22 protein-coding genes are annotated in these 22,724 nt (G+C 71.1%); 12 read left to right on the top strand and 10 right to left on the bottom strand.

The genetic code is table 11. The features are described from left to right. Window positions 1-6: 6 nt before the first annotated feature. The 4 genes from OG207_RS29275 to OG207_RS29260 all read right to left on the bottom strand — a co-directional run bounded on the left by OG207_RS29275 (window position 7) and on the right by OG207_RS29260 (window position 2,530). Window positions 7-582, bottom strand: coding sequence for a TerD family protein (locus OG207_RS29275; RefSeq protein WP_030009303.1), 576 nt, complete (start codon window positions 580-582; stop codon window positions 7-9). 161 nt (window positions 583-743) lie between these two features. Further along, window positions 744-1,319 carry a TerD family protein gene (locus OG207_RS29270; RefSeq protein WP_008739115.1) on the bottom strand — a complete coding sequence of 192 codons (576 nt, stop codon included), beginning with the start codon at window positions 1,317-1,319 and terminating at the stop codon, window positions 744-746. Between the two features lie 165 nt (window positions 1,320-1,484). After that, complete coding sequence (locus tag OG207_RS29265; RefSeq protein WP_329102388.1) at window positions 1,485-1,943, bottom strand: peroxiredoxin; 459 nt, start codon at window positions 1,941-1,943, stop codon at window positions 1,485-1,487. Between the two features lie 161 nt (window positions 1,944-2,104). Next, complete coding sequence (locus tag OG207_RS29260; RefSeq protein ID WP_030009300.1) at window positions 2,105-2,530, bottom strand: DUF3052 domain-containing protein; 426 nt, start codon at window positions 2,528-2,530, stop codon at window positions 2,105-2,107. Between the two features lie 480 nt (window positions 2,531-3,010). On the opposite strand from OG207_RS29260, the gene aceE reads away from it, so the two are divergent. Next, window positions 3,011-5,743 (top strand): pyruvate dehydrogenase (acetyl-transferring), homodimeric type, encoded by a 2,733-nt coding sequence (gene aceE, locus OG207_RS29255; RefSeq protein WP_329102385.1) that lies wholly within the window; start codon window positions 3,011-3,013, stop codon window positions 5,741-5,743. Between the two features lie 82 nt (window positions 5,744-5,825). Beyond that, window positions 5,826-6,635, top strand: a complete 810-nt coding sequence (locus tag OG207_RS29250) for a potassium channel family protein (protein WP_329102383.1) — start codon at window positions 5,826-5,828, stop codon at window positions 6,633-6,635. Here OG207_RS29250 and OG207_RS29245 read toward each other — a convergent pair. Next, on the bottom strand, window positions 6,616-7,017 hold the full coding sequence (locus tag OG207_RS29245; RefSeq protein ID WP_329102382.1) for a peptidase inhibitor family I36 protein: 402 nt from the start codon (window positions 7,015-7,017) through the stop codon (window positions 6,616-6,618). The genes OG207_RS29250 and OG207_RS29245 overlap by 20 nt on opposite strands. Window positions 7,018-7,401: 384 nt before the next feature. On the opposite strand from OG207_RS29245, the gene OG207_RS29240 reads away from it, so the two are divergent. The 3 genes from OG207_RS29240 (at window position 7,402) to OG207_RS29230 (ending at window position 10,365) form a co-directional block, all read left to right on the top strand. Continuing rightward, window positions 7,402-8,067, top strand: a complete 666-nt coding sequence (locus OG207_RS29240) for a TetR/AcrR family transcriptional regulator (protein ID WP_329102380.1) — start codon at window positions 7,402-7,404, stop codon at window positions 8,065-8,067. Window positions 8,068-8,286: 219 nt separating this feature from the next. Beyond that, on the top strand, window positions 8,287-9,438 hold the full coding sequence (locus tag OG207_RS29235; RefSeq protein WP_402695144.1) for an alpha/beta hydrolase: 1,152 nt from the start codon (window positions 8,287-8,289) through the stop codon (window positions 9,436-9,438). 66 nt (window positions 9,439-9,504) lie between these two features. Next, entirely contained in the window at window positions 9,505-10,365 is an 861-nt protein-coding gene (locus tag OG207_RS29230; RefSeq protein ID WP_329102378.1) for a DUF4429 domain-containing protein, read from the top strand. A 68-nt stretch (window positions 10,366-10,433) separates the two neighbouring features. Here OG207_RS29230 and OG207_RS29225 read toward each other — a convergent pair whose 3' ends face one another. After that, window positions 10,434-11,456 carry an aldo/keto reductase gene (locus OG207_RS29225; protein WP_329102376.1) on the bottom strand — a complete coding sequence of 341 codons (1,023 nt, stop codon included), beginning with the start codon at window positions 11,454-11,456 and terminating at the stop codon, window positions 10,434-10,436. Continuing rightward, window positions 11,453-11,851 carry a MerR family transcriptional regulator gene (locus OG207_RS29220; protein ID WP_329102374.1) on the bottom strand — a complete coding sequence of 133 codons (399 nt, stop codon included), beginning with the start codon at window positions 11,849-11,851 and terminating at the stop codon, window positions 11,453-11,455. Before OG207_RS29220 ends, OG207_RS29225 begins: the two co-directional genes overlap by 4 nt. A gap of 78 nt (window positions 11,852-11,929) precedes the next feature. On the opposite strand from OG207_RS29220, the gene OG207_RS29215 reads away from it, so the two are divergent. Further along, the gene (locus OG207_RS29215) at window positions 11,930-12,748 is read left to right on the top strand and encodes a serine hydrolase domain-containing protein (protein WP_329107959.1); all 819 of its coding nucleotides are present in this window, start codon (window positions 11,930-11,932) and stop codon (window positions 12,746-12,748) included. Here OG207_RS29215 and OG207_RS29210 read toward each other — a convergent pair. Continuing rightward, the gene (locus tag OG207_RS29210; RefSeq protein WP_329102372.1) at window positions 12,745-13,425 is read right to left on the bottom strand and encodes a pirin family protein; all 681 of its coding nucleotides are present in this window, start codon (window positions 13,423-13,425) and stop codon (window positions 12,745-12,747) included. The two genes, OG207_RS29215 and OG207_RS29210, sit on opposite strands and share 4 nt — an antisense overlap. Window positions 13,426-13,517: 92 nt before the next feature. Between OG207_RS29210 and OG207_RS29205 the strand changes: the two genes are divergently transcribed. The 5 genes from OG207_RS29205 to OG207_RS29185 all read left to right on the top strand — a co-directional run bounded on the left by OG207_RS29205 (window position 13,518) and on the right by OG207_RS29185 (window position 18,429). Further along, window positions 13,518-14,735, top strand: a complete 1,218-nt coding sequence (locus OG207_RS29205) for a PucR family transcriptional regulator (RefSeq protein ID WP_329102370.1) — start codon at window positions 13,518-13,520, stop codon at window positions 14,733-14,735. A gap of 83 nt (window positions 14,736-14,818) precedes the next feature. Next, entirely contained in the window at window positions 14,819-15,742 is a 924-nt protein-coding gene (locus OG207_RS29200) for an ACP S-malonyltransferase (protein WP_329102368.1), read from the top strand. Window positions 15,743-15,761: 19 nt separating this feature from the next. Then, entirely contained in the window at window positions 15,762-16,766 is a 1,005-nt protein-coding gene (locus tag OG207_RS29195; protein WP_329102366.1) for a ketoacyl-ACP synthase III, read from the top strand. 57 nt (window positions 16,767-16,823) lie between these two features. Further along, window positions 16,824-17,072 carry an acyl carrier protein gene (locus OG207_RS29190; protein WP_030009997.1) on the top strand — a complete coding sequence of 83 codons (249 nt, stop codon included), beginning with the start codon at window positions 16,824-16,826 and terminating at the stop codon, window positions 17,070-17,072. 79 nt (window positions 17,073-17,151) lie between these two features. Beyond that, on the top strand, window positions 17,152-18,429 hold the full coding sequence (locus tag OG207_RS29185; RefSeq protein WP_329102364.1) for a beta-ketoacyl-[acyl-carrier-protein] synthase family protein: 1,278 nt from the start codon (window positions 17,152-17,154) through the stop codon (window positions 18,427-18,429). Between the two features lie 78 nt (window positions 18,430-18,507). Here OG207_RS29185 and OG207_RS29180 read toward each other — a convergent pair whose 3' ends face one another. Next, on the bottom strand, window positions 18,508-19,002 hold the full coding sequence (locus OG207_RS29180) for a DUF3145 domain-containing protein (RefSeq protein ID WP_329102362.1): 495 nt from the start codon (window positions 19,000-19,002) through the stop codon (window positions 18,508-18,510). 248 nt (window positions 19,003-19,250) lie between these two features. Between OG207_RS29180 and OG207_RS29175 the strand changes: the two genes are divergently transcribed. Beyond that, window positions 19,251-20,150: an SGNH/GDSL hydrolase family protein gene (locus OG207_RS29175; RefSeq protein WP_329102360.1), complete on the top strand. Its 900-nt coding sequence runs from the start codon at window positions 19,251-19,253 to the stop codon at window positions 20,148-20,150. A gap of 85 nt (window positions 20,151-20,235) precedes the next feature. Here the strand turns inward: OG207_RS29175 and OG207_RS29170 are convergent, their stop codons facing one another. Continuing rightward, a complete protein-coding gene (locus tag OG207_RS29170; RefSeq protein WP_329107957.1) occupies window positions 20,236-22,680 on the bottom strand; it encodes a beta-glucosidase family protein in 2,445 nt (814 codons plus the stop codon). Window positions 22,681-22,724: the final 44 nt, after the last annotated feature.

Genomic DNA, 22,724 nt, shown 5'->3' with positions numbered 1-22,724 from the left:
ACGGCTTTACGAAACGTTGACCCCGAAGTCTAGAGCGATGCCTCGGAGCCCCGACGCGTACCCCTGCCCCACCGCACGGAACTTCCATTCGCCCCCGTACCGGTAGACCTCGCCGAAGATCATCGCGGTTTCGCTGGACGCGTCCTCGGACAGGTCGTAGCGGGCCAGTTCCTGACCGTCGGCCTGGTTCACGACACGGATGAAGGCGTTGCTGACCTGGCCGAAGCTCTGCCGGCGGGAGTCCGCGTCATGGATCGAGACCGGAAAGACGATCTTGTCTACGGTCGCCGGCACCTTGGTGAGGTCGATGATGATCGACTCGTCGTCGCCTTCACCCTCGCCGGTGAGGTTGTCCCCGGTGTGTTCGACGGAGCCGTCGGGGCTCTTCAGGTTGTTGTAGAAGACGAAGTACTCGTCCCCCAGCACCCGGCCGCTGTTGCACAGCAGCGCGCTGGCGTCGAGGTCGAAGTCGGCTCCCGTGGTCGAGCGCGCGTCCCATCCGAGACCGATCAGAACCCTGGTGAGGTTCGGTGCGGCCTTGGAGAGGGAGACATTGCCCCCCTTGGCGAGTGTGACGCCCATGTTGTGGTCCTCCCCGGACGACGGTGTGGCGGTACGGCGGTGTGCCGGTGGTGCGGTGTGCCGGTGGTGCGGTGTGCCGCCTGCGGTGGCGTCCGCAGGTAAAGCCGGTCCGGCGCCGTACACACAGTGCACGGCGCCGGACGGACGGACTGCTCTCGGACTCAGACGTTGACGCCGAAGTCCTGCGCGATGCCGCGCAGGCCCGATGCGTAGCCCTGGCCGATGGCGCGGAACTTCCACTCCGCACCGTTGCGGTACAGCTCGCCGAAGACCATGGCGGTCTCGGTCGAGGCGTCCTCGGAGAGGTCGTACCGCGCGAGCTCGGTGTTGTCGGCCTGGTTCACCACGCGGATGTACGCGTTGCGGACCTGGCCGAAGCTCTGCTGGCGGCTCTCGGCCTCGTAGATCGAGACCGGGAAGACGATCTTGGCGACGTCGGCCGGGACGCCGGCCAGGTTGACCTTGATCGCCTCGTCGTCGCCCTCGCCCTCACCGGTGGTGTTGTCACCGGTGTGCTCCACCGAGCCGTCGGGGCTCTTCAGGTTGTTGAAGAAGACGAAGTTCGCGTCGCTGGCGACCTTGCCCTGGTCGTTGGTCAGGATCGCGCTGGCGTCGAGGTCGAAGTCGACACCGGTGGTGGTGCGAGCGTCCCAGCCCAGACCGACGATGACCGCCGTCAGGTTAGGCGCGGCCTTGGTCAGCGAGACGTTGCCGCCCTTGCTGAGGCTGACTCCCACGGGTCCTCCATTGGGTTCTGTGTGTGGGGCGGTGCCCCGTCGTTCAGGGGCCCTCCCGGCCGTGACCGGGGGAGCTACCGGATCAACGTTTCGATCCTAGTGACGGGTTCCCGCCTGTAGGCGGTTTTCGTAGGGAAAATGCGCGTACGGCCCGCTCGGGTGCGCTCAGAGGCTCTCGAGCGCCTTGATGTACTCGTTCAGGTCACGCGCGTCGGGCAGTCCGTTGACGACAGTCCAGCGCACGACGCCGTCCTTGTCGATGATGAAGGTGCCGCGGACCGCACATCCCTTGCCCTCGTCGAAGACGCCGTAGGCGCGCGAGGTCTCCCCGTGCGGCCAGAAGTCCGACAGCAGCGGGTACTCCAGGCCCTCCTGCTCACCGAAGACCCGCAGGGTGGGCACGGAGTCGTTGGAGACGGCGAGGAGCTGCACCTCGTCGTTCTGGAAGCGCGGGAGCTGGTCGCGCAGCTCGCACAGCTCGCCGGTGCAGACGCCGGTGAAGGCGAACGGGTAGAAGAGCAGCACCACTGCCTTCTCGCCCCGGAAGTCGGAGAGCCGCACGGTGGCACCGTGGTTGTCCTTGAGCTCGAAGTCCGGGGCCTTGTCGCCGACCTCGATCGCCATCTCTCGCATCCCTTCGTTCCCGCATCCCCGCGTTGGGCTGTTCGGGTGAGTCACAGACTAGGTGCTGATCGCGGCGCGGGCACGGAACGCACACACCCCGCCGACCGGGGTCACCTGGTCGGCGGGGTGCGGTTGCGTGTCCGCTCGGCTGCGGTTGCGGCTCAGCGCTTGGCCTTGGCCGCCTTCGGCGTCACCAGCTTGGTGGACGTCCACTCCTTGCCGACGGGCAGACCCTTGGCCAGGGAGAGGCCGGCCGTCTCGGCGGCCTCGCTGATGTCACTGGCCTCGACGTAGCCGTCACGGCCCGTCTTGGGGGTCAGCAGCAGGATCAGTGCGCCGTCCTCGACCAGCTCGGTCGCGTCGACCAGGGCGTCCGTCAGGTCGCCGTCCTCGTCGCGGAACCACAACAGCACCGCATCGGCGACGTCGTCGTAGTCCTCGTCGGCGAGCTCGCTGACGAGCTTCTCGACAGCGTCACGGAATTCCTGATCGACGTCGTCGTCGTAGCCGATCTCCTGGACCACCTGTTCGGACTGGAAACCCAGCCGGGCGGCCAGGCTCTCCGCGTGGTCCGCGGTCGCGCTCACGGGGTGCCTCCTGCTCATGTTCGGTGAATGTCTTCGGCGGCGCGCGTACGCGCAGCATTGGGCGTAGTCCACACGGGCGCGGCGGATCGCGCAAGTACCCGGCCGTCGAGACCGTCGAAACGGTGACGATTGCGGCCGTCTCGCCGCAACTTTCAGCCTTCCCGCGTGCACCTCTCGTGATTCATCCCACACCATTCCAGCTCATTCGGCATCATCGTCGACGCTTGAGGACTTTCCTACCTGTTTGAGGGACGAACGGTCGTACGAAACGAGTGCCCGGCTTGGGCGCAAGGTGGCGGTGTGGCCTGATTCGCTACGGATCCCTGCCGACCCTTCCCCCTCCGGTTCCACCGGGTTCTCCGCGGTTTCCGGGGATTACCCGGTGGTAAAGATGAAGATTTCGGCCCGGCGTAAGAGCATGGGAGGCAACGCCCCCCAGTTACAGCTTCAGCGCGACTCCCCCGACAGCGAAGGAACAGCGTGGCTTCCGCACCCGATCGCAATCCGATCATCATTGGCGGCCTCCCGAGTCAGGTCCCGGACTTCGATCCGGAGGAGACGCAGGAGTGGCTCGACTCGCTCGACGCCGCAGTCGACGAGCGGGGCCGTGAACGCGCCCGCTACCTGATGCTGCGGCTGATCGAGCGGGCCCGCGAGAAGCGCGTGGCCGTGCCGGAGATGCGCAGCACGGACTACGTCAACACGATCGCCACCCGGGACGAGCCGTTCTTCCCCGGCAACGAGGAGATCGAGCGCAAGGTCCTCAACGCCACCCGGTGGAACGCGGCCGTCATGGTCTCGCGCGCCCAGCGTCCCGGGATCGGCGTCGGCGGCCACATCGCCACGTTCGCCTCCTCCGCCTCCCTCTACGACGTGGGCTTCAACCACTTCTTCCGGGGCAAGGACGAGGGCGACGGCGGCGACCAGATCTTCTTCCAGGGGCACGCCTCCCCCGGCATCTACGCCCGCGCCTACCTCCTGGACCGGCTCACCGAGCAGCAGCTCGACTCCTTCCGTCAGGAGAAGTCGAAGGCCCCGTACGGCCTTTCGAGCTACCCGCACCCGCGGCTGATGCCCGACTTCTGGGAGTTCCCGACCGTCTCGATGGGTCTCGGTCCGCTCGGTGCGATCTACCAGGCGCGGATGAACCGGTACATGGAGGCGCGCGGTATCGCCGACACCTCCAAGTCCCACGTTTGGGCGTACCTCGGCGACGGCGAGATGGACGAGCCGGAGTCGCTGGGCCAGCTGTCGATCGCGGCCCGTGAGGGTCTGGACAACCTGACCTTCGTCGTCAACTGCAACCTGCAGCGCCTCGACGGCCCGGTGCGCGGCAACGGCAAGATCATCCAGGAGCTGGAGTCGATCTTCCGGGGCGCCGGCTGGAACGTCATCAAGCTGATCTGGGACCGCTCCTGGGACCCGCTGTTGGCCCAGGACCGCGACGGCATCCTCGTCAACAAGATGAACTCCACCCCCGACGGGCAGTTCCAGACGTACGCCACCGAGTCGGGCGCGTACATCCGCGAGCACTTCTTCGGCGGCGACCAGCGGTTGCGCTCGATGGTCGAGAACATGTCCGACCAGCAGATCCAGCACCTGGGCCGCGGCGGTCACGACCACAAGAAGGTCTACGCGGCGTACGCGGCGGCCAAGGCCCACAAGGGCCAGCCGACGGTGATCCTGGCCCAGACGGTCAAGGGCTGGACCCTCGGCCCGAACTTCGAGGGCCGCAACGCGACGCACCAGATGAAGAAGCTGACGGTCGACGACCTCAAGCGCTTCCGCGACCGTCTGCACATCCCGATCACGGACGCGCAGCTGGAGGGCGGGGCCCCGCCGTACTACCACCCGGGCCCGAAGTCCCCCGAGATCCAGTACATGCACGACCAGCGCAGCGCGCTGGGCGGGTACGTGCCGACCCGCGTGGTGCGCGCGAAGCCGCTGCAGCTGCCGGACGACAAGACGTACGCGGCCGCCAAGAAGGGCTCCGGGCAGCAGTCGATCGCCACGACCATGGCCTTCGTCCGCATCCTGAAGGACCTGATGCGGGACAAGGAGATCGGCAAGCGCTTCGTGCTGATCGCGCCGGACGAGTACCGCACCTTCGGCATGGACGCCTTCTTCCCGAGCGCCAAGATCTACAACCCGCTGGGCCAGCAGTACGAGGCGGTCGACCGCGACCTGCTGCTCGCGTACAAGGAGTCCCCGACCGGCCAGATGCTGCACGACGGCATCTCGGAGGCGGGCTGCACGGCCTCGCTGATCGCCGCGGGTTCCGCGTACGCGACGCACGGCGAGCCGCTGATCCCGGTCTACGTCTTCTACTCGATGTTCGGGTTCCAGCGCACGGGTGACCAGTTCTGGCAGATGGCCGACCAGCTCGCGCGCGGTTTCGTGCTCGGTGCGACCGCCGGACGGACCACCCTCACGGGTGAGGGCCTCCAGCACGCGGACGGTCACTCGCAGCTGCTGGCCTCGACGAACCCGGGCTGCGTGGCGTACGACCCGGCCTACGGCTACGAGATCGCGCACATCGTCAAGGACGGTCTGCGGCGGATGTACGGCCCGGAGGCGGAGGACGTCTTCTACTACCTGACCGTCTACAACGAGCCGATCCAGCACCCGGCCGAGCCGGCGGACGTCGACGTGGACGGCATCCTGGGGGGCATCCACCGGGTGTCGCAGGGCACCGAGGGCACGATCGGGGCCCAGCTGATGGCCTCGGGCGTGGCGGTGCCGTGGGCGCTGGAGGCGCAGCGGATCCTGGCGGCCGACTGGGGCGTCCGGGCGGACGTCTGGTCGGCGACCTCCTGGAACGAGCTGCGCCGCGAGGCGGTCGAGGTCGAGGAGCACAACCTGCTCCACCCGGAGGAGGAGCAGCGCGTCCCGTACGTGACGCGGAAGCTGTCGGGTGCGGAGGGGCCGTTCGTGGCGGTCTCGGACTGGATGCGGGCGGTTCCGGACCAGATCTCGCGGTGGGTGCCGGGCGCGTACACCTCGTTGGGCGCGGACGGCTTCGGCTTCGCGGACACCCGCGGTGCCGCGCGGCGCTTCTTCCACATCGACGCCCAGTCGGTGGTCCTGGCGACGCTCACCGAGCTCGCCCGGGCGGGGAAGGTCGACCGCTCGGTGCTGAAGCAGGCGGTGGACCGGTACCAGCTGCTGGACGTGGCGGCGGCGGACCCGGGCGCGGCGGGCGGCGACGCGTAGTCGCCGCACGGTGGGCGTGGTGAGCGGGTCCCGGCTCCGGCCGGGGCCCGCTCACCTTTATGGATTCCTTACGATGCTCGGCATGAAGGAACCCTCCCGCCAGCTGGTGTGGGAGCGGCGGAGCCAGACCCCGCTGCTCCTGCTCGCCGTGGCGTTCGCCGTGGCGTACGCCGTGCCCATCGTCGCCCCCGACGCGCGCGCGGAGGTGCACCGGGCCTGCACCCACGTCGAATGGGTGGTGTGGGGCGCCTTCGCCGTCGACTACCTGGTCCGCCTCGCCCTCGCGGCGGACCGCAGGCACTTCGTCCGGACCCACTGGCTGGACCTGGCCGCCGTGGTGCTGCCGCTCGTGCAGCCGCTGCGCCTGTTGCGGCTGGTCGCCACCTTGATGCTGGTGGGCCGGCGGGCCCGGATGGCCCCGCAGATCCAACTGACGACGTACGTGGCCGGTGCCGTCGTGGGGCTGCTGATGTTCGGCTCGCTGGCGGTGCTCAGCGTGGAGCGGGACGCCCCCGACGGGAACATCAAGAACCTGGGCGACGCCGTGTGGTGGTCCTTCACCACGATGACGACGGTCGGGTACGGGGACCATTCGCCCACCACCGGCCTCGGCCGGGTCCTGGCCGTCGGTCTGATGCTGTCCGGGATCGCCCTGCTCGGTGTGGTGACCGCCAACATCGCCGCGTGGTTCATCTCCCGCTTCGAACGCGACGACCGGGCGGACATGCTCCAGTTGGCGGCCATCCGGGAGCTGCAGGACGAGGTGCGGGCGCTGCGCGGCGAGGTCGCCCGGCTGGGCGGCACGAGGGCCGAAACGGCCGCGGCCGACGTGGCCGCGGCCGACCCGCCGAACGCCCCGGCGCAGCGGGGAGCTACCTCTCCCACACCTTGAACGCCCGCACCTGGTAGGGCGACTGGGGCAGCCAGACCCCGTCACCCGGATAGGTCTGGAACTCGCCCGTCTCCGCGCACTCCGCCGACTGGTAGGTGGTCACCGGACGCCCGGTGCGGTTGGTGAGCGACTGGGCGCTGGTCCCGGCGGGCAGCGCGGTGCAGCTGTTGATGTCCAGGTTGCTGAGCTCGTGCGTCTGCCGCGCCCCCTTGAACTCCGGTTTCGCCCACAGGCACAGCTGCCCGGTCGCGCAGGCCCCCAGCGTCGGCGGGCCCGCGGCCTGCGCCGTGGTGGCCGTACTGGGGAGGAGGGCGGTGAGGGCCAGGACGGTCGCGGCGAGGGTGGTCTTGGTGGTGGCGCGATTGTTTCGACACGTACGCATGACGGGTCAACTCCTTGTGGACGGCGGGCGCCCGGACCGTTTCCGAAAGCTCCGCCGACACCACGCTGACCTGCGGCGACGGGCGGGCGGAAGAGGCCCCGGACGGGTCCACCCGGATAGGCGACAGCCCCGGCGGAACCCGTCGGCCTGGCCTTCGCACGCACGGAGTTGACGCTTCCGGGCGTCGCCGGGCCGGGCCCGCGGCCGCCCCGGCCGGGGTGCGGGCCCGGCCCGTGCCGCACCCGAACGTGTCATGCGCGGGCGCTCCCGCGGGCCGGCCGAGGACCTCGGACGGCGCGTCGCAAACGGCTTAACGCGGCAATCCCCACCCCGCCGGTCACCGGTACTCTGACCGCCCACTCGGCATCAGAAGGGAGCCCCGCGGTGGTGATCGACGAGCGGTCGGCGACGGCCGCGCCGGTGACCGGACTGCGCGAACGCAAGAAACGGCGCACCCGGAACGCGCTGCTGCGCGCCGCCCTCGTGTTGTTCCTCTCCCAGGGGTACGAGCGCACCACCGTCGACGAGATCACCGACGCCGTGAACGTGTCCCAGCGCACCTTCTTCCGCTACTTCGCCAACAAGGAGGAGGTCGTCTTCGCCCTCCAGGAGCTGGTCGAGTCGCGGTTCGTCGCCGAACTGCACGCCCGGCCGGCCTCCGAGGGACCCTTCGAGGCCCTGCGCGCAGCGGCGCTCACCGCCTGGGACACGGTGGAGGTGGCCCTGTCGGAGGTGGTCCCGGTCGATCTCTACATGCGTAGTTACCGGCTGATCGAGTCCACGCCGGCCCTGCTCGCCGTACACCTGCGGCGCTCCACGGAGCTGGAGGAGAGGATCTCCCGACTGATCGGCGCCCGCGAGGGTCTGGACGTAGACGCCGATCCGAGGCCGCGGGTCGCCGTCGCCGCGTTCTGCGGCGTGATGCGCGTCACGGGACGGCTCTGGGGGCAGGGCGAGGACACCAGCGTGGAGTCGATCCGAGTGCTGACGGAGAGCTACCTCGATCGGATCGGCCCGGCCCTGACCTCCAGTTGGCGCGGGTCCGCGTAGCCCGACGGCCCGCTCCGTCCGGTCCGTCGACGCGTCGGCGGGTCCTCCGCACGGGTCCCGCGGGGTCCCACGGTCGGCCGTGAGTCCTGTCACCCGGCACGCCCGCGGCGTAAGACGTCTCATAGGCTGGTCACAGTGAACCTGCCCGGCCTTGCCCACCCCACCGCCCTCGGCGCCGACCCGCGCCCTGCCGCCTTGCGCGCCCTGCTCGCGCTGGCGGTGGTCTTCATCATGCTGGCGACCACCGGCTGGACGGCAGTGCACCGGCCGCAGGAGGTCTCCCCGCTGCGGGTCGCCGCGCTCGGCGCCTGGGCCAAGGCCCGGATCGACGGCCGCCCGGTGCCTGCGGCGGACGCCCCGGCGCGGACGGTGGCCCGTTTCTTCGCCGGCCTCGACGGCGCCCAGCGCGCCCAGCTCGCCGACGGCTACCCGCTCGTCGTGGGCAACCTCGACGGGACGCCCCCGGCCGTCCGCTACCGGGCCAACCTGCAGGGCCTGGAGCAGGCCCGCCGGGTCGAGGAGGCCCGCAGCCGCGACGTCGCGCTGACCCCGGCGGACCGGTCCACGGCCACCCGGCGCTCCCACCGCTTCGCCTCGCTCGCCCTGCCGGGCCGGCAGATCTTCGCCTTCGACCCGACCGGCAGCGGCCGCGTGGCCGAGGTCTTCGGTGACCTCGCCGGGGCCGAACGGGTCTCGGTGATCGTCCCCGGTGTCGACACCGACGTGCTCACCTTCGAGCGCACCCAGCGCCGCCTGACCTCCCCGGTCGGCATGGCCGAATCCCTGTACGGGGCCCAGCGGGCGGCCGCCCCGGACAGCCGGACGGCGGTCATCGCCTGGGCCGGCTACACCGCCCCCACCGGCATCGGCGTGGACGCCGCCACGGGCCGCATGGCCGTCGAAGGCGCCGGCCTGCTGAAGTCCCTGACCGCGGCCCTGCCGGGCGACGCGAGCGTGGCCCTGTTCTGCCACAGCTACGGCTCGGTGGTCTGCGGGGTCGCGGCGCACGAGCTGCCGCGCCGGGTGACCGACGTGGTGGTGGCGGGCAGCCCCGGGATGCGCACGGAGAACGTCGCCGGGCTGCACACCTCGGCGCGGGTCTGGGCGACGCGCGACGAGGGCGACTGGATCGCCGACGTACCGCACCTGGAGGTCGGCGGCCTCGGCCACGGCGCCGATCCGGTCTCCCCGGCGTTCGGCGCACGGCTGCTGTCCTCGGCCCGGGCCAAGAGCCACACCGGCTATTTCGCGCCAGGTACGGACTCGATGGACAACTTCGCCAAGATCGGAACCGGTGCGTTCGGTTCCGTTGTCTGTGCGACCGGGAACGATGCGTGCCGACGCGGGATTTCCGGGACAGAGCAGGACTGACGCGCGTAGAGGCGCGGAAATCGGTCCCCGCAACCGGGGGGACGTGCGGGGGCGCCGCCCTTTACGATGTGCCACATGGGTGACGTACTGGCCGGAAATCATGCCGTCTGGGAGTTCGAATCGGACTCGGTGCTCATCCGCTTCGCACGGGGGATCAGAACGCCGAGGCTGCCACGACTCTGGCATGCCCTGGGATCGCGCCGGATCCCCCTCGAAGCGGTGTCCGCCGTGACAGTGACCGTGACCGGCGGCAAGCGGGACACGGTGATCTTGCGTGCCGTCCCGCGGCCGGGCGCCGATCCGCTGATGGAGGCCGCCGCCGGGCAGCTCAAGGAGGCGTGCGACCCGTACCGGCTGGTGCTGCCGGGCGACCGGGCACCGGCCGCCACCGCGTTCGCCGACGCGCTGCGGTCCCGGCTCGGGCCCGATGCCGCCGAACCGTCCGAGCGCTTCCTCGTCGACGTGCCGCAGTCGCCGCTGCAGCTGAAGGCGTACGACGCCCGGGTGTCCTTCGACGGCGCGGCGGTCACCTTCCACTGGTCCCGTACGGGCGCCTCCAGCACCAAGTGGAAGGCGGGCGACCAGCGCTTCCCGCTGGCCGCGCTCACCGGCGTCGAGTGGTGCTCCCCGGAGGGCCCCGGCGGGCACCTGCGGCTGTTGCAGCGGGACACCACCGGTGACCCCCGCCCGGACCACGACCTGGCGGCGGCCGTCTTCGGCACGGGCTACGGGGCGGTGCACGAGTCGCTGCCGTTCGCCGCGGCCGTCCTGGCCGCCCTGCGGGCCCGTACCCCGGTCGCCTCCGTGCCACGGGCCCGCTCCGGCGACGACCGACTGCGGCACCTGAGCGAGCTGCACGCGGCGGGGCTGCTCACGGACGCGGAGTACGCGGCGCTGCGGGACCGGTTCGCCGCCGAGTCGCTCTGAGCGGGGCCCGCTCCGAGCAGGGCCTCCGAACAGGCCTCCGAGCGGGCTCCGAGCAAGCCTCCGGCGGCTCAGACCTCCCGCGCCGTCGAGGTGGAGCTCATGTCCGGGTAGCGGTCCCCGGCGACCTGCGCGGCGATCGGCTCCAGCAGGTCCAGCTCGGCCTGCACGAGGGTGATCCGGGTCGCCCCGGTGTTCTCGCGCAGCCGGCCCGGCTTGCGGGTGCCGGGGATCGGGACCACGGTCAGCCCGTGCACCTTCGCCCGCTGCTGCACCCAGGCCAGGGCGATCTGCGCCGGGGTCGCACCGCGCTGCGCGGCGATCTCCTGGACCGGAAGCAACAATTGCGCGTTGACCTTGGCGTTGTCACCGTTGAACCGCGGCTGATGGCGGCGGAAGTCGCTCTGCGACAGCTCCGCGGACGCGTCCGCGAAGGACCCCGTCAGGAAGCCCCGACCGAGCGGTGAGTACGGCACGAACGCCACTCCCAGCTCCGCCGCCGCGCCCACCGCGCTGCGCTCCACGTCCCGGCTGAACAGCGACCACTCCGACTGGACCGCCGCGATCGGGTGCACGGCGTGCGCCTCCCGCAGCTCCGCGCCGGTCACCTCACTGAGGCCCAGGTGGCGCACCTTGCCCTCCTGCACCAGCTCCGCCATGGCACCGACCGACTCGGCGAACGGCACGGCCGGGTCGCGCCGGTGCATGTAGTAGAGGTCGATGACGTCCACGCCGAGCCGGCGCAGGCTGGCCTCCACGGCGGCGCGGACGTAGCCGCGGTCGTTGCGGACGCCCCGGTAGTGCGGGTCGTCGGTCCGCTCTATGGCGAACTTCGTCGCCAGCGTGATCTCGTCCCGGTGCGCGGCCACGAAGGGCGCCAGGAACTCCTCGTTGCGCCCCCGCCCGTAGACGTCCGCGGTGTCGAAGAGGGTGACCCCGGCGGCCAGCGCCGCGTCCAGGGTCTCCCGGGCCGCCACCTCGTCGGTGTCCCCGTAGAACTCGCTCATGCCCATGCAACCGAGCCCCTGGGCGCCGACCGTCGGGCCGCCCTTGCCGAGCTCTACCTGTTCGAGGGTGGTGCCGTGCTCCGTCATTGCTGTGCCTTCCCCGATACCGTTTTCATGGCGTACGTGTCGATCTTGTAGTCCAGAACGGCGAGTGCGTCCGTGAGCTCCGAGATCCGCGAGCGCACCTCGCGGCGCGTGCGTTCCAGCAGCTCCCGGCGTTCCCCCACCGTGTGCTCGCCCTCGCGGACCAGTTCGGCGTACCGCACCATGTCCGCCACCGACATCCCCGTGGCGCGCAGCTTGCCCACGAAGGCCAGCCAGTCGAGGTCCTTGTCGGTGAAGCGCCGCTGCCCCGAGTGGGAGCGGTCCACGTGCGGCATCAGGCCGATCCGCTCGTACCAGCGCAGGGTGTGCTGGGTCAGACCGGTCCGGGCCTCGACCTCGCTGATCGTGTACCGCGTCTGCGTCAGGCTCTGGCTCATGGCTCCACGCTAAAACCCTTGAGTGCACTCCAAGCAAGTAGGCTCGGCGGCATGGACAGCGTGGAGGACGGGAACGGCATGGAAAGCCTGCGGATCATCGAGACCTGGCCGGTGCCGACCGCCGCGGCGGCCGTCGTACGGGCCGACGGGAGCCTGGCGGGCTCCCACGGGCCCGTGGACCACCGGTTCGCCCTGGCGTCGGTCACCAAGCCGCTCACCGCGTACGCCGCCCTCGTCGCGTACGAGGAGGGGGCGATCGAGCTGGACGAGCCGGCCGGGCCCGAGGGGTCGTCGGTCCGTCACCTCCTCGCGCACACCAGCGGCCTGGCCTTCGACGAGCACCGGGTGTCGGCCCCACCCGGGCAGCGCCGGCTGTACTCGAACGCCGGTTTCGAGGAGCTCGGCGACCACATCGCCAAGGCCACCGGCATCCCCTTCGCGGAGTACCTGCACCAGGCGGTCTTCGAGCCGCTGGGCATGGAGCGGACCACTCTGGAGGGCTCGCCCGCCAAGGACGGCGTCTCGACCGTCGCCGACCTGCTGCGGTTCGCCGCCGAGCTGCAGGCACCGCGGTTGCTGGACGTCCGTACGGTCGCCGAGGCCACCTCCGTCGTACACCCCGGGCTCAAGGGCGTCCTACCGGGCTACGGGCACCAGTCCCCCAACGACTGGGGCCTCGGCCTGGAGATCCGCGACCACAAGTCCCCGCACTGGACGGGCTCTTCCTCCTCGCCGCGCACCTTCGGACACTTCGGCCAGGCCGGCACCTTCCTGTGGGTGGACCCGGACGCGCGCGCGGCGTGCGTGGCCCTGACCGACCGCCCCTTCGGCCCGTGGGCGGCCGAGGCCTGGAGCCCGTTCACCGACGCCGTGCTGGCCGAGCTCCGCTCCCGCTAGGGCCGCCCCGCCGATCGGTCCGGGTCGGGGAACTCCCAGATCAGCAGCTCCCCCGGGGACCCGGCGACGACCTCCAGGTCCCGCTCGGCCGTGATCCGTACCGAGTCCCCGGGGCCCAGCTCCGCCCCGTCCAGGCGCAGGTCCCCGCGCACCACGTGCAGGTACACCCGGTCCGCCGCGGGTACGGCGACGCGCTCGCCCGCGCCGGGTCGCCGGACGTGCAGCACGGCGCCGGCCTCGGGAACCTCGTAGGACGCGGCGTCGGCGATCCCCCGGACGACCCCGTACGAGGGCTCGCCACCCGCGGCGAGGGGCGCGAGCCACATCTGCACGAACCGCAGCCGCCCGGTTCCGTCGTTGCGCTCCACGTGCCGTGCCCCGGATCCGGCGCTGAGCCGCTGTACGTCCCCGGGCCGCACCACGCTCTTCTCGCCGGTGCTGTCGTGGTGGGTGAGTTCGCCCTCGATCACCCAGGTCACGATCTCGGTGTGGCTGTGCGGGTGCTCGTCGAAGCCGGCGCCCGGCGCGAGGGTCTCCTCGTTGCAGGCGAGCACCGGGCCGAAGCGCAGATTGTCCGGGTCGTAGAAGGAGCCGAAGGAGAAGGCGTGCCGGGTGGTGATCCCGGCGGCCGGGTCCCCGCCCTCGTACCGGTCGGCGCCTGGGCGAACATCAATCATGGATGCCACGGTAGACCCCGCCGCGGGCCGGGGCGCGGGCCACGGACGGGACCGGACTCCGCGTACCCGTCCCGATAAGGCAGTCTTGTCACGTGTCCCAACCCGAACGTGAGCATTCGCCCGCCACACATGCCGCGCATCCCGTACCCGCCCATCCGCACACCGCGACGCTCCGCCGACTGGAGAAGTCCGCGGGCCGGCTGGCCGCCAACGCGATCGCGCGCATGGACGAGACCCTGCCGTGGTACCGGGCCATGCCGCCCGAGAACCGGTCCTGGATCGGTCTGGTCGCCCAGGCCGGCATCGCCGCGTTCACGGAGTGGTTCAGGCACCCGGAGACCCCGCAGGCCATCTCCACCGATGTCTTCGGGACGGCTCCGCGCGAGCTGACCCGGGCGATCACCCTGCGCCAGACCGTCGAGATGGTCCGCACGACCATCGAGGTCATGGAAGCCGCGATCGAGGAGGTGGCGGCCCCGGGCGACGAGTCGATCCTGCGCGAGGCGCTGCTGGTGTACGCCCGGGAGATCGCCTTCGCGACCGCCCAGGTGTACGCGCAGGCCGCCGAGGCGCGCGGTGCCTGGGACGCCCGGCTGGAGTCCCTGGTCGTCAACGCGGTGCTGTCGGGCGAGGCGGACGAGGGTGCGCTGTCCCGGGCGGCGGCGCTGGGCTGGAACTCCCCGGAGCACGTGTGCGTGGTGCTCGGCACCGCGCCGGAGGGCGACAGCGAACTGACGGTCGAGGCGATCCGGCGCGCGGCCCGCCACCACAAGCTCCAGGTCCTCACCGGTGTGCTCGGGGACCGGCTGGTCGTCATCGCGGGCGGCAGCGACAACCCGATCCAGGTGGCCAAGTCACTGATCGGACCGTTCGCGGCGGGTCCGGTGGTCGCCGGACCGGTGGTGTCCGACCTGCTGAACGCAACGAAGTCGGCACAGGCCGCGGCGGCCGGGCTGAAAGCGTGCACGGCCTGGCAGGATGCCCCTCGGCCGGTCCTGGCGGACGATCTCCTGCCGGAACGCGCCATCGCCTCCGATCCCGCCGCCAGGGATCAGCTGGTGGAGGAGATCTACAGACCACTGGAGGAGGCGGGGTCCGCACTGCTGGAGACCCTGAGCGTCTACCTGGAACAGGCCAGCAGCCTGGAAGGGGCGGCGCGAATGCTGTTCGTGCACCCCAACACGGTGCGCTACCGGCTGCGACGTGTGACCGACGTCACCGGATGGTCTCCTTCTGATGTCCGCTCGGCGTTCACGTTGCGAATCGCCCTGATTCTCGGGCGTCTGGCTGACGGCGACGCCCAGTCCTAGACTTTTGTTGGACATCGACAATTACCCCGACCGTTCTTGGTCCCTGTCCCCACCGGCGGCAGGAACCATCCGCAAGAGAGAGTGTGAGGGTGCTCGTACTCGTCGCTCCCGGCCAAGGCGCTCAGACGCCCGGCTTCTTGACTCCCTGGCTCGAACTCCCCGGTGCCGCTGACCGTGTCGCCGCGTGGTCGGACGCCATCGAGCTGGACCTTGCCCACTACGGCACGGACGCAGACGCCGACGCGATCCGCGACACGGCCGTGGCCCAGCCCCTGCTGGTCGCCGCGGGCCTGCTGTCCGCGTCCGCGCTCGGTTCCCCGGCCGCCTTCGGCGCCGTCGCAGGCCACAGCGTCGGTGAGATCACCGCCGCCGCCTACGCCGGCGTGCTGTCCGAGGCCGACGCGCTGTCGTTCGTCCGGACCCGCGGTCTGGGGATGGCCGAGGCCGCCGCCGTCACCGAGACCGGCATGGCCGCGGTCCTCGGCGGTGACCGTGACGTGGTCGTCGCACACCTGGAGAAGCTGGGCCTGACGCCCGCCAACATCAACGGCGCGGGTCAGATCGTGGCCGCCGGCACGATGGAGCAGATCGCCGCTCTGGAGGCCGACAAGCCCGAAGGCTCCATGAAGGTCGTCGCCCTCAAGGTCGCGGGCGCGTTCCACACGCACCACATGGCCCCCGCGGTCGCCACGCTGGAGAAGGCCGCCGAGGCCCTCGCCCCGGCGGACCCGGCGCTGAAGTACGTCTCGAACAAGGACGGCCTCGTCGTCGCCTCGGGTGCCGATGTCGTCGCCCGCCTGGTCGGTCAGGTCGCCAACCCGGTCCGCTGGGACCTGTGCATGGAGACGTTCGCCGAGCTGGGCGTCACGGGGATCATCGAGCTCAGCCCCGGTGGCACCCTGACGGGTCTGGCCAAGCGCGCGCTGAAGGGCGTACCGAGCGTGGCGCTGAAGACCCCGGACGATCTCGACAAGGCCGCGGCGCTCATCGCCGAACTGACGGTCTGAGAGAAGGAGCCCACACAGCATGTCCAAGATCAAGCCGGCCAAGGGCTCCCCCTACGCCCGCATCCTCGGTGTCGGCGGCTACCGCCCGACCCGTGTGGTGCCCAACGAGGTCATCCTCGAGACCATCGACTCGTCCGACGAGTGGATCCGCTCCCGCTCCGGCATCGCGACCCGGCACTGGGCCTCGCCCCAGGAGACCGTCTCCGCGATGTCGGTGGAGGCCTCGGGGAAGGCACTGGCCGATGCCGGTGTCGCTCCGGAGCAGATCGGCGCGGTGATCGTCTCGACGGTCTCGCACTTCAAGCAGACCCCGGCCGTCGCGACCGAGATCGCGCACCGGATCGGCGCGGGCAAGCCCGCCGCCTTCGACATCTCCGCCGGCTGTGCCGGGTTCGGCTACGGCCTGACCCTGGCCAAGGGCCTGGTGGTGGAAGGTTCCGCGGAGTACGTCCTGGTCATCGGCGTGGAACGACTTTCGGACCTGACCGACCTGGAGGACCGCGCGACGGCCTTCCTGTTCGGTGACGGCGCCGGCGCCGTGGTCGTCGGTCCCTCGGACGAGCCGGCCATCGGCCCCACGGTGTGGGGTTCGGAGGGCGACAAGTCCGAGACGATCAAGCAGACCGTGCCGTGGGACGAGTACCTCGGCAAGGACGGCGGCGAGAAGTTTCCGGCCATCACCCAGGAGGGTCAGGCGGTCTTCCGCTGGGCCGTCTTCGAGATGGCCAAGGTGGCCCAGCAGGCGCTCGACGCGGCCGGGATCACCGCGGAAGACCTGGACGTCTTCATTCCGCACCAGGCGAACATGCGGATCATCGATTCGATGGTGAAGACTCTGAAGCTGCCGGAGCACGTCACGGTCGCCCGTGACGTGGAGACCACCGGCAACACGTCGGCCGCCTCGATTCCGCTCGCTATGGAGCGGCTCCTGGCGACCGGAGCGGCGAAGAGCGGCGACACCGCGCTCGTCATCGGCTTCGGGGCGGGACTCGTCTACGCCGCGACGGTCGTTACCCTCCCCTAGGGCCGGGATCCACATCCCGCCCTGTTTCACCTCAGTTAGCTAGAGAAGGAGCGCCCCATGGCCGCCACGCAGGAAGAGATCGTCGAGGGTCTCGCGGAGATCGTCAACGAGATCGCCGGTATCCCCACCGAGGACGTCGCGATCGAGAAGTCCTTCACCGACGACCTGGACGTCGACTCGCTCTCCATGGTCGAGGTCGTCGTCGCCGCCGAAGAGCGCTTCGACGTCAAGATCCCGGACGAGGACGTCAAGAACCTCAAGACGGTCGGCGACGCCGCTGACTACATCCTGAAGCACCAGGCCTGAGCCTGACGAGCGTTTGTCGCCACCTGGCGGTGGCGCCGTGACAATTCAGCACCCCCTGAGACGTGGAGAAAGAATTCCTGTGAGCCCGACCAATCGCACCGTGGTCGTCACCGGTATCGGCGCAACCACTCCGCTGGGTGGCGACAGCGCTTCGACCTGGGAAGGTCTGCTTGCCGGCCGTTCCGGCGTCAAGCCCCTGGAGGGCGAGCGCTTCGCCGAACTCCCGGTACGCATCGCCGCTCGGGCCGCCGTCGACCCGAACGAGGTCCTGCCCCGACCGCTGGCCCGCAAGTTGGACCGCTCGGCGCAGTTCGCCATCATCGCGGCCCGCGAGGCGTGGGCCGACGCCGGTTACACCACCCCGGCAGGCGAAGAGACCGAAGAGGGCGCCTCCGTCGCGCCCGAGCGCCTGGGCACCGTGATCGCCTCCGGCATCGGCGGTGTCACCACCCTGCTCGACCAGTACGACGTCCTGAAGGACAAGGGCGTGCGCCGGGTCTCCCCGCACACCGTCCCCATGCTCATGCCGAACGGCCCCTCGGCCAACGTCGGCCTGGAAGTCAACGCCCAGGCGGGCGTGCACACTCCCGTCAGCGCCTGCGCGTCCGGCGCCGAGGCCATCGGCTACGCCGTCGAGATGATCCGTTCCGGCCGCGCCGACGTGGTCGTCGCGGGCGGCACCGAAGCGGCGATCCACCCGCTGCCGATCGCCGCGTTCGCCAACATGATGGCGATGTCCAAGAACAACGAGAACCCCGAGCAGGCCTCCCGTCCGTACGACAAGGCCCGTGACGGCTTCGTACTGGGCGAGGGCGCGGGCGTCATCGTCCTGGAGTCCGCCGAGCACGCCGCCGCGCGCGGCGCCCGGGTCTACTGCGAGGTGCTGGGCCAGGGTCTGTCCGCGGACAGCCACCACATCGCGCAGCCGGAGCCGACCGGCCGCGGTGTCGCGGCCGCGGTGCAGAACCTGCTCGACAACACGGGCCTGGACCCGGCCGAGCTGGTCCACCTGAACGCGCACGCCACGTCGACCCCGCAGGGTGACACGGCCGAGCTGAAGGCCCTGCGCAAGGTGCTGGGCGACGACCTCGACCACATCGCGATCTCCGCGACCAAGTCGATGACCGGGCACCTGCTGGGTGGCGCGGGCGGTATCGAGACCGTCGCGACCGTGCTGGCGCTGTACCACCGGCTGGCCCCGCCGACGATCAACATCGACGACCTCGACGAGGAGATCGACGCGGACATCGTCGTCGGCGAGCCGCGCAAGCTGCCGGCCGACGGCCCGATCTCCGCGATCAACAACTCCTTCGGCTTCGGCGGCCACAACGTGACCCTGGCGTTCCGTACGGTTTAGTACGTCCGAGCTGTGCGAAAGGCCCACCCGGTGCATCCGGGTGGGCCTTTCGCGTGCCTCCGTGTGCCTGTCGCGGGCTCAGACCACCTGGTGGAGCCAGCGGACCGGGGCGCCCTCGCCCGCGTAGCGGAAGGGCTCCAGTTCGTCGTCCCACGGCTTGCCGAGCAGCTTGGCGATCTCCGCCTCCAGGTCGGTCTCGCCGTGCGCGGAGCGGGCGAGGGCGGCGCGTAGCCGGTCTTCGGGGATCAGGATGTCACCGTGGATGCCGGTGACGGCGTGGAAGATGCCGAGCTCCGGGGTGGAGCTGTAGCGCTCGCCCTCGGCGTTCGAGCACGGTTCCGCAGTCACTTCGAAGCGCAGCAGGTGCCAGCCGCGCAGCGCGGAGGCGAGTTTCGAGGCGGTGCCCGCTTCGGCCTGCCAGGAGAACTCGGCTCTCCAGGTGCCCGGGGAAGCGGGCTGTCTGATCCAGTCGAGGTTCACCCGCACCCCGAGCACGCCCGCAACAGCCCATTCCACGTGCGGGCAGAGCGCGCGCGGCGCGGAATGCACGTACAGAACTCCACGTGTCGTCACCGGGACCTCCAGTATGGGACGAGGTCGGGAATAAACTCCAGAAAACGGACAGTATGTGACGTGATGTAATGTAACGGAAATTTTTTGACATTGCGCTACGAGACCTGCGGCCGAAACGCCACGGGAAAAAGCTACCGTGCGCCAGGGGTCATGGTGTGACGTACGGTCGCTCCAAGACCCTCAAACAAAGAGCTTTCACTCAGCAGGACCCCCCGAACGACGTGGGGACGACAAGGAGGCCCCTTCCCATGCGCACCACCGCTCCGCGCCGCCGCGCGCGCCGGACCCTCGCGGGTGCGGGCGCAGCGGTCCTCCTGCTGGCCGGGGCGGCCACCGGGTGCAGCTCGGGCGGGTCGGGCGAGCAGGGTGGCGAGCGCGGGGCGCAGGCCGCACCGCGCTGGAACACGGCACCCGCCTCGATCGCGGCCGTGGGCGACTCCATCACGCGTGGTTTCGACGCCTGTTCGGTTCTGGCCGACTGTCCGGAGGTCTCCTGGGCCACGGGGAACGACCCCGCGGTCCGCTCGCTGGCCGCCCGGCTGCTCGGGGACGCCGCGGCGCCCGAGCGCAGCTGGAACTACGCGGTGACCGGCTCGCGCATGGCGGACCTGCCGGGTCAGCTGGCCGGCGCCGCCGCGCACAAGCCCGACCTGGTCACGGTGATGGTGGGCTCGAACGACGCCTGCCGGTCGACGGCTTCGTCGATGACCCCGGTGGCGGAGTTCCGTTCCGGGTTCGAGAAGGCCCTCGCGGACCTGCGGACCGCGTCCCCCGCCTCCCAGGTGTACGTCTCCAGCGTGCCGGACCTGCAGCGGCTGTGGGAGCAGGGCAAGGACCTCCCGATGGTCCGGCAGATCTGGAAGCTGGGGATCTGTCAGTCCATGCTCGCCGATCCGCTGTCGGCGGCCTCGGGGGCGACGGCCCGGCGCGAGCAGGTGCGGGCGCGGGTGGTGGAGTACAACGAGGTGCTGCGCGAGGTCTGCGCGAAGGACGCGCTGTGCCGCTACGACGGCGGCGCCGTGTTCCAGTACCCTTTCGCGGCGGATCAGTTGAGCCGCTGGGACTGGTTCCACCCGGGCAAGGACGGGCAGGCGCGGCTGGCGGAACTGGCGCACCGCCAGGTGACGGCGGCCGAACCGCCGCGTTGACGGCCTGGTACGAGGGGTCCGGGGGCGGGGGTCAGGGCCCGCCCCCGGACCGGTTCTCAGGGGTGATTTCCGGCCATACGTTGTGTCACGCGAGGTCGAGCGTCGCGGTCAGCCGGGTGTCACCGTGCGCGTGGCTCGCACGGACCTCGTAGGTCCCGCCGATCCGCCGCCAGCCCCGGGCTTCCTCGTCCCAGATCTCGAAGGCCCGGGCGGGCAGCGGGATCTCGGCCTCGACGCTCTCGCCGGGGCCCGCCGCGACGCCCGCGAAGGCCGCCAGCCAGCTCGCCGGGCGTTCCGCCGTCGTGCTCCGCGCGCCGTCGGACGCAGTGGCGACGGGGGCGAGGTAGACCTGGACGACCTCGCGGCCGGGGCGGGCACCGGTGTTGGTGAGGCGGACCCGGACCGTGTCGGCGGTGACTTCCAGGGAGTCGTAGGTCCAGTCGGTGTAGCCGAGTCCGTGCCCGAAGGGGTAGGCCGGGGTCACGGCGTGCTTCTCGTAGGCCCGGTAGCCGATGAAGAGCCCCTCGCGGTACTCCAGGCGCCCCTCGGTCGGGACGACCTCGGTGACGGGCGCGTCCGCGAACCGCGCGGGCCAGGTGGTGGGCAGCCGCCCGCCCGGCTCCGCGTCGCCGAGCAGTACGTCGGCCAGCGCGGCCCCGCCCTCCTGCCCGGGGAACCAGGTCAGCAGGACGGCGGCCGCGTCGCCCCGCCACGGGAGCTCCACCGGGGAGCCCGCGTTGACGACGACCACCGTGTTCGGATTGACGGCGGCGACGGCGCGCACCAGGTCGTCCTGGCGGCCGGGGAGGGTGAGGTCCTGCCGGTCGAAGCCCTCGGACTCCACGCGCTCGGTGGTGGCGACGACCACGACGGCGGTGTCGGCCCCGCGCGCGGCGGCCACGGCCTCGGCGATCAGCTCGTCGGCGTCGCGCCGCGGGCCGAGGTGGAGCAGCGAGAACATGATCGCCCTGAGCGGCAGCGCGGACATGTCGGGGACCTGGAAGGTCAGTGACACCTCGACGGGCTCGCCCTCGGTGAGGGTGACGCGGGCGCGCTCGCTGGGGGCGCCGAAGAAGGCCTCGAAGGGGTCGGCCTCGTTGCCCATCTCCTGGATGCCGCTCCACAGCCGCTCGCCGCCGACGGCCAAGGCGAAGGCGCCGAGTCCGCGGGTGCCGAAGGCGTGCTCGCCGCTCTCGCGCGGCACGAAGGTGCCGCGGACCTCGATGCTCGCCATGGTCTCGTACGTGGCCCCCGCGGGCAGGTCGTCACCGATCCACTGGACCTGGCCGGAGGGCAGGGCGCCCTCGCCGATAACGGTCCCCGCGGCATCGCGGCAGACGGCGTGGAGGTCGAAGCCCTGACCTGCGGGGGTGAGCTCGTCGGAGGGGTCGGCGCCGACGGTGTAGGTGAGGGCGCCCTCGGGGAGGGCCGCGGTGAGGCCATCGAGCGGGGAGACGATCCGCTCGGGGAAGACGGTGGCGCTGCCCCCGCCCAGGACCCGGGCGTCGCGGGCGGCGGCGCCGGAGAGGGCGACGGTGCGGCCGGCGGCCCCGTCGAGCGGCAACGCCCCCTCGTTGCGGACCAGGACGAAGCCGCGGGCGGCGAGCTCGCGGGCCAGCGCCTGGCCGTCGATCGGGGCCGGGGCGCTCTCGACCGCGGCGGGGGCGCCCTCCAGGACGCCGACGCGGGCGGCGAGGCGCAGGACGTTGCGCACGGCCTCGTCCACGACGGCCTCGGGAACCTCACCGGCGCGGACGGCTTCGGTGAGGGCGGGACCGTAGACGGTGGTGGGGCCGGGCATGGCCACGTCCATGCCGCCGAGGATGTCGCCGGTGGTGGAGCGTGCGGCCATCCAGTCGGAGACGTTGCAGCCGTCGAAGCCCCATTCGGCGCGCAGGACCTCGTTGACGAGGTGCTGGTGCTCGGTCATGGTCGTGCCGTTGACCTGGTTGTAGGCGGTCATGATGCCCCAGGGGTGGGCATGGGCGACGATGGCCTCGAAGGGCGCCAGGTACAGCTCGCGCAACGGGCGCGGCGCGATGACGCTGTCGACGGTGAACCGGTCGGTCTCGGCGTCGTTGCCGACGAAGTGCTTGACGGTGGTGCCGACGCCACCGTCCTGGACGCCGTTCACGTAGCCGGCGCCGACGGCGCCGGTGAGGTGCGGGTCCTCGGAGTAGCACTCGAAGTGCCGGCCGCCGAGCGGGGACCGGTGCAGGTTGACGGTGGGGGCGAGGAGGACGTGCACGCCCTTGCGGCGGGCCTCCTGGGCGAGGAGCCGGCCGGCGCGGCGGGCGAGCTCCGGGTCCCAGGCGGCGGCGAGCGCGGTCGGGGACGGCAGGGCGATGGACGGGTCGTCAGCGGTCCAGCGCACGCCGCGGACCCCGATGGGCCCGTCGGAGAAGACCAGGGACTCCAGCCCGATCGCGGGGACGGCGGGCAGGGACCACATGTCCTGGCCGGCCAGGAGCCGGGCCTTGGTGTCGAGGTCCAGTTTGCCCAGCGCCGCCTCGACGGCTTCGTCACGCATCTGACCACGGACTTGATCGCGTATTTGATCGCGGACCTGATCGC

This window comes from Streptomyces sp. NBC_01439 (assembly GCF_036227605.1).
Lineage (GTDB): Bacteria > Actinomycetota > Actinomycetes > Streptomycetales > Streptomycetaceae > Streptomyces.
The sequence above is the reverse complement of the archived record's forward strand: the minus strand, read 5'-3'. Positions and strand labels throughout refer to the sequence as shown.